This window comes from Pseudomonas sp. GM50 (assembly GCF_000282375.1).
In the GTDB taxonomy this organism is placed as follows: Bacteria; Pseudomonadota; Gammaproteobacteria; order Pseudomonadales; family Pseudomonadaceae; genus Aquipseudomonas.
In genome coordinates, this window is sequence record NZ_AKJK01000099.1 from 38,004 (window position 1) to 44,771 (window position 6,768).

Here is a 6,768-nt window from a genome sequence, read left to right on the forward strand (position 1 = left end):
TTCGTGAAATGCACAGTCGTTGCAACGTGCCGGGGCGGTTATCGGGCACCGGGTTCCAGATTTCGCATTCGGTGGGTTGTCTTCTAGAATCGGGCAAATTTCCTGTGGAACCTCCCATGGCCGGCAGTCAGATAGAACGTGTTTTCAGCGTGCTGGAAAGCCTCACCAGTGACCCTCGTGGCCTGCCGATGCAGGCGCTGGCAGAGCAACTGGATATCCCCAAAAGCGCGACCCATCGTTTGCTCGCCGAGCTGATTCGGCTGGGCTATGTGCGACAGAATCCGGAGAACCTGCGCTATCACTTGTCGACCAAACTGGTGGCCCTGGGTTTCCGCTACCTGTCGAGCAGCGGCGCGGATATCGTTCAATCGGTGCTTGATCGCCTGGCCCAGGAAACCGGTGAGCTGGTGCGCCTTGGAGTGATCGAAGGGGAGCGGCAGGTCTGGATTGCCAAGTCCCAGGGCGCCCGATCCGGCTTGCGCTACGACCCGGACATGGGCCGCGATGCACCGTTGTTTTACACCGCGTCGGGGCATGCGTGGCTGGCGAGCATGAGCGATGCCGAGGCCTTGTCGCTGGTGCAACGCCAGGGCAGTGACCGGCCCAAGGACCTCGGGCCGAATGCACCGCGCTCCAACATCGAATTGCTCGAGCGCCTGCGTCTGGCCAGAGAGCAGGGCTATGCCTGGGTCGAGGAGAGTTCGGCGGTCGGCACGTCGGCAATTGCAGCGGTGGTGCGGCATCCGGGTGATGGTCGGGTGATCGGGGTACTCAGCATCGCCGGGCCAAGTGCGCGGATGCCGGGGGCGCGTTTGCATGAACTGGCGCCGCTGCTGCTGAAATTCGCAGAGGAGTTGTCGGCGGCGAGCCTGGCTTCAGAGTTGTTGTAGGAGCGAGGCTTGCCCGCGAAAGCGGTGTGTCATGCAACATTGATGTCGACGGACACACCGTCTTCGCGGGCAAGCCTCGCTCCTACATGGATTTTCGTTCGCCCATACAAAGTTGTGCGCTGTTCGAACACTATTTGCCTTTACTAATGTAAGAATCTGGAACCAGGTTCTAAATTATTGGAATTCATCCCCCGCAAGGGCAACAGAGACTCCGTAGGCGCGAGGCTTGCCCGCGAAGCTTTTGATCTCAAGACCCAGGGATAACCCATGACCGTCAGCACCCCGCTTTCCGGTGTCAATCAGCCCTTCAAAGGGATTCTGCTGATCGTCGTCGCCACCTTCCTGTTTTCCAGCCATGACGCTTTGTCGAAATACCTCTCGGGGTTCTATCCCGTCATCATGGTGGTCTGGGCCCGCTATGTGGTTCACACCTTGCTGATGGCGGGGATTTTTCTGCCGCAGTCCGGGCTACGTGTCCTACGCACCAAACGGCCATTGCTGCAGTTTTTGCGGGCGTTGTGCCTGCTGGGGACCAGTTTGCTGTTCACGACTGGTTTGCTGTTCATCCCGTTGGCGGAAGCCACAGCGGTCAACTTTCTCGCACCGGTATTGGTGACGGCGCTGTCGGTGCCACTGCTCGGTGAACGGGTGACGCGCGGCCAATGGCTGGCGGTGATTTGCGGGTTCATCGGGGTACTGATCATTGTCCATCCCGGCGGCGAACTCTTCACGCCTGCGGTATTGCTACCGTTCTGCTCGGCCCTGTTTTTCTGTTTCTATCAATTGCTCACCCGAAAGCTCAGTGAAATCGACAGTCCGACCACCAGCAATTTTTTTGCAGGGCTCTGCAATACGTTGGTGATGAGCGCGCTGGTGCCGTTCTTCTGGCAAGTCCCAAGCCTGGGTCATGGGTTTTTGATGGTGGCGCTGGGGGCGTGCGGGATGACGGCGCATCTGTTTCTGACTCAGGCCTTCCGTCACGCCGCGCCCGCGCTGCTGGCGCCGTTTGGTTATTGCCAGATTGTCTTTGCGGGTTTGCTGGGCTGGTTGCTGTTTGCCCACACTCCGACCCTGACCACGGTGATCGGGATCGCGGTGATTTGTTGCAGCGGGTTGGCGGCAGCGTGGCAACAGCGTAGGCAATAGGAGAGGGCAGGCCTGGAATCAGGCCTGCCAGAGGAAGGGCGTTTACTCGGTGACGGTAGGAATCTTGCGCGGCGCCATGAAGTACATCCAGGTCAGCGCGATGAAGTACATCGCCGGAATCATGGTGAACAGCACGGTGTAGTTGTTGTTGGTGACCGTCAGGATGTGGCCGACCAACTGGGTCATGAACATCCCGCCGATTGCCGCGCACATCCCGCCGAAGCCGAACACCGTACTCATCATGTGCTTGGGCGTGTAGTCCATCACCAGGCTCCAGATGTTCGCGGTCCAGGCCTGGTGCGCACCGATGGCCAGGGAGATGGCGAACACCGCGAGCCACAGGCTGCTCGAGCCGGCGGCCATGACCACGCCGATGATGCAGCAGGCGAACAGGAACATGGACATCAGTCGCGCCTTGATCGGGTTGATCCCGCGGCCGATCAGGAACGAGGACAGGATGCCGCCGCCGACACTGCCGAAGTCAGCCGTGAGGTAGATGATGATCAGCGGGATACCCATCTGGGTCACGTTGATCCCCAGGTTGTATTGCTGATTGAGGAACGGCGGCAGCCAGTACAGGTAGAACCAGAACACCGGCGCGGTCATCGAGTAGGCCAGGGCGAAGGCCCAGGTGCCACGCATACGCAGGATTCGTGAGAACGGTACGCGGGACTGTTCCGGCTCGACTTCCTTCTGGATGTAGTCCAGTTCCGATTGTTTGACGCTCGGATGGTCTTCCGGGTTGAAGTACTTCAGCCCCCAGAACAGCAACCAGATGCCGCCCAGTGCCGCCATGCACAGGAACGCGGCTTGCCAGCCCCAGGCGTGGAGAATCAGCGGCAGCAGCATCGGCGTGAACATCGCACCGACGTTGGTCCCGGCGTTGAAGATGCCGGTGGCCACGGCGCGCTCGCCGGCGGGGAACCACAACCGGGTGGTTTTCACGCAGGCCGGATAATTCGCCGCTTCGGTCAGGCCGAGAATGAACCGGCAGACCATGAAGCCCACCGCCGAAGTGGCCAGGCCATGAGCGCCGGTGGCCAGGCTCCAGAGCAGCACCGCGCAGAAGAACACGCGTTTAACGCCGACCCGGTCGATCAACCGGCCCTGCAGCACAAAGCCGATGGCGTAGCCGACCTGAAACCAGAAGTTGATGTTGGCGTAGTCCATCGCCGTCCAGCTCATTTCCTTGGCCAGGATCGGTTGCATGACGCCTAGGGCTGCCCGGTCGATGTAGTTCAGGGTGGTGGCGAAAAACACTAGCGCCAGCATCCCCCAGCGGGTTTTGCCGACCGCCAGGGCGCCGCGGATTTTGTCGCCGATACCGCCAGTGGCGACGCCCATGGCCGGAGCCACGCGAGAGCTTTGAGAAGGAAACATGTATGTGCCATCCGTTCAATGACTGACAAGCGAGGCTTGTCGGGACTTCAAGGGCGCGTGATCAATCGACGGCGCCAGGCGCGGGTGTGATTGATCGGCTGAGGTGTTTTCGTCGGACTGACGACAACGTGTTATTCAGCGAGCGGCACGGTTCGGCCGAGAGGGCACAAGGTTCGGATGGATGCCAAGTACGGCGGGAGGGCGGTGGAGCAAGCAAACAAGGCGTTGAATGAGTGCATGAGCGTGTACCCGTTTTTTGAAATTTTTATGTGGTGTTCAGGGTCTTTGGTAACCGAGTCCATGGGGTCGTGACCGGACTCAATGTGGTGTCGATGTTGCGCAGTGGACGAAAAATCGTCAATTCGCTAACCGCCATTGTGTTCGATAATCGCCCGCAAAACTAACCGGATAGTACACTTTGAATTGCTGTGTGGATTCGTCAAGCCAATAATTTGCCCAAGACAAACGCTACCCCTGTAGGAGCTGCCGAAGGCTGCGATCTTTTGATCCTGATTCTGGCGCCTCACCTTTCGCTGAAGTCAAAAGATCGCAGCCTTCGGCAGCTCCTACGCCCTGACGAGAAATTTCCCCACCACCGGGAGTCCATACATGCAGCGTTCCATTGCCACCGTTTCCTTGAGCGGCACCCTGCCGGAAAAACTCGAAGCCATTGCCGCCGCCGGTTTTGACGGGGTGGAGATTTTCGAGAATGACCTTCTCTACTACGATGGCAGCCCGCGGGAAATCAAACAGATGTGCGCCGATCTCGGGATCGCGATTACGCTGTTTCAACCCTTTCGGGATTTCGAAGGTTGCCGCCGCGATCGCCTGCCGCGCAATCTGGAGCGGGCCGAGCGCAAGTTCGATTTGATGCAGGAACTGGGCACCGACCTGGTGCTGGTGTGCAGCAACGCCTCGGCCGATTCCATCGGTGATGAGCAGACCCTGATTGATGATTTGCACCAGCTGGCCGAACGGGCCGGTATTCGTGGCCTGCGGATCGGCTATGAAGCGCTGGCCTGGGGCCGGCATGTGAACACTTGGCAACAGGTGTGGAACATCGTTCGCCAGGCGGATCATCCGAGCCTCGGCGTGTTGCTGGACAGTTTTCATACGCTGTCGCTCAAGGGCGACCCGAGCGCTATCGCCGAGATTCCCGGTGACAAGATTTTCTTCGTGCAAATGGCCGACGCGCCGATCCTGGCCATGGATGTGCTGGAGTGGAGCCGACACTTCCGCTGTTTCCCGGGCCAGGGCGAATTCGATCTGCCGGGCTTCCTCGCGCCGATCATCAAGAGCGGCTACAGCGGTCCGCTGTCGCTGGAGATTTTCAACGATGGCTTCCGCGCCGCACCGCCACGGGCTAACGCTGCCGACGGCTTGCGTTCGTTGCTGTACCTGGAAGAGAAAACCCGCCAACGTCTGGAGCAGGAAGCCACTCCTGTGGCCAATCGCGACATTCTGTTCGATACCCCAGGCGCCAGCGAATACAACGGCATCGAGTTCCTCGAATTCGCCGTGGACGAAAGCCTCGGCGCCAAGCTCTCCCATTGGCTCGAACGGCTGGGTTTCGTCAAGGCCGGGCAACACCGCTCCAAAAGTGTCAGCCTGTTGCGTCAGGGCGATATCAACCTGATCCTCAACTCCGAACCTTATTCCTTCGCCCACAGTTTTTTCGAGGCCCATGGCCCATCGCTGTGCGCCACCGCCGTGCGGGTCAAGGACAGCGCCAGTGCGCTGGCCCGTGCCGTTGCATACAAGGGCCAGCCCTATCGCGGACTCGTTGGCCCCAATGAGCTTGAACTGGCAGCGGTGCGTGCGCCGGACGGCAGCCTGATTTACCTGGTGGACCAGAACGCCGACGTCTATGGCACCGACTTCAATCTGCAACCGACGGCCGTGGCTAGCGGTGGTCTCAAGCGCATCGACCACATGGCGATGGCGCTACCGGCCGACAGCCTCGACAGTTGGGTGCTGTTCTATAAAAGCCTGCTGGATTTCGAAGCCGACGATGAAGTGGTGCTGCCCGACCCGTATGGTTTGGTGAAGAGTCGCGCATTGCGTAGCCGTTGCAGCTCGATCCGTTTGCCGCTGAACATTTCCGAGAACCGCAACACCGCCATCTCACACGCACTGTCGAGTTATCGCGGTTCTGGCGTCCATCACATTGCTTTCGATTGCGACGACATCTTTGCCGAAGTCAGCCGCGCCAAGGAGGCGGGCGTGCCGCTGCTGGATATCCCGCTCAACTACTACGATGACCTCGCCGCGCGCTTTGATTTCGACGATGAATTCCTCAGCGAGTTGGCGTATTTCAACGTGCTCTATGACCGCGACGCCCAGGGTGGCGAGCTGTTTCATGTGTACACCGAGCCGTTCGAAGGGCGGTTCTTCTTTGAAATCATCCAGCGCAAAAACGGCTACGCGGGTTACGGCGCGGCCAACGTCGCGGTGCGACTGGCGGCCATGGCCAAATCGCGAAGTGGTGGCGTACGTCAGGCAAAGTTGTAGGAAAATCGTAAACACGGGTACAAAACCGCTGCCACATGGCTTCCTTCACTGTGCGCAGCGGCCCATAATCGCCAGCGTGTGCAGTGATGGCCGTGAGCCCGCAATGACAATAATTTCAGAACTCTCCGTAGCGCCCGAAAAGCCAATTGCCGAGCCTCGCAAGAGTCGCAAGAACAACCCGGAAAAGACCCGCGAGAACATCCTTCAAGAGGCCATTGTCGAGTTCGTTCAGCAGGGGCTTTCCGGTGCCCGCGTCGATGCGATCGCCGAGCGCATCCACACCTCCAAGCGCATGATCTATTACTACTTCGGCAGTAAGGAACAGCTCTACGTCGAGGTGCTGGAGAAACTCTACGGGGATATCCGCAGCACCGAAAACCGTCTGCACCTGGCCGAATTGGCGCCGGTGGAAGCGATTCGGCGGTTGGTGGAATTCACTTTCGATCACCATGATCGCAACGTCGATTTCGTGCGTATCGTCTGCATCGAGAACATTCACAATGCTGAATATGTGAAGCGCTCCGATGCGATCAAGGCGATGAACAACACCATCCTCGATTCACTGGGCGAGATTTTGCGTCGTGGCTGCGAAGAAGGTGTATTTCGCACCGACCTCGATCCATTGGATGTGCATCTGCTGATCAGCTCGTTTTGCTTCTATCGCGTGTCGAACCGCCATACCTTTGGTGAGATTTTTCAGATCGACTTGCCGGACGAAAGCATCAAGCAGCGTCATCGGGCGATGATTTGCGAGTCGGTTTTGCGATATTTGCAGGCCTGACGCCTTCGCGGGCAAGCCTCGCTCCTACAGATATCACTGTCCGTAGGAGCGAGGCTTGCC

At 59.1% G+C, this 6,768-nt stretch carries 5 protein-coding genes; 4 read left to right on the forward strand and 1 reads right to left on the reverse strand.

Features of this window, described 5'->3' with window-relative positions:
* Positions 1 to 116 precede the first annotated feature (116 nt).
* Positions 117 to 890 carry an IclR family transcriptional regulator gene (locus PMI30_RS07240; RefSeq protein ID WP_008012677.1) on the forward strand — a complete coding sequence of 258 codons (774 nt, stop codon included), beginning with the start codon at positions 117 to 119 and terminating at the stop codon, positions 888 to 890.
* A 267-nt stretch (positions 891 to 1,157) separates the two neighbouring features.
* Positions 1,158 to 2,036 (forward strand): DMT family transporter, encoded by an 879-nt coding sequence (locus PMI30_RS07235; protein ID WP_008012679.1) that lies wholly within the window; start codon positions 1,158 to 1,160, stop codon positions 2,034 to 2,036.
* 42 nt (positions 2,037 to 2,078) lie between these two features.
* Here PMI30_RS07235 and PMI30_RS07230 read toward each other — a convergent pair whose 3' ends face one another.
* The gene (locus PMI30_RS07230; protein ID WP_008012682.1) at positions 2,079 to 3,416 is read right to left on the reverse strand and encodes an MFS transporter; all 1,338 of its coding nucleotides are present in this window, start codon (positions 3,414 to 3,416) and stop codon (positions 2,079 to 2,081) included.
* Between the two features lie 609 nt (positions 3,417 to 4,025).
* Between PMI30_RS07230 and quiC the strand changes: the two genes are divergently transcribed.
* Both quiC and PMI30_RS07220 read left to right on the forward strand, forming a co-directional pair.
* Positions 4,026 to 5,927, forward strand: coding sequence for a 3-dehydroshikimate dehydratase QuiC (gene quiC, locus PMI30_RS07225; RefSeq protein WP_008012684.1), 1,902 nt, complete (start codon positions 4,026 to 4,028; stop codon positions 5,925 to 5,927).
* A gap of 103 nt (positions 5,928 to 6,030) precedes the next feature.
* Positions 6,031 to 6,708 carry a TetR family transcriptional regulator gene (locus tag PMI30_RS07220; protein WP_008012687.1) on the forward strand — a complete coding sequence of 226 codons (678 nt, stop codon included), beginning with the start codon at positions 6,031 to 6,033 and terminating at the stop codon, positions 6,706 to 6,708.
* Positions 6,709 to 6,768 lie beyond the last annotated feature (60 nt).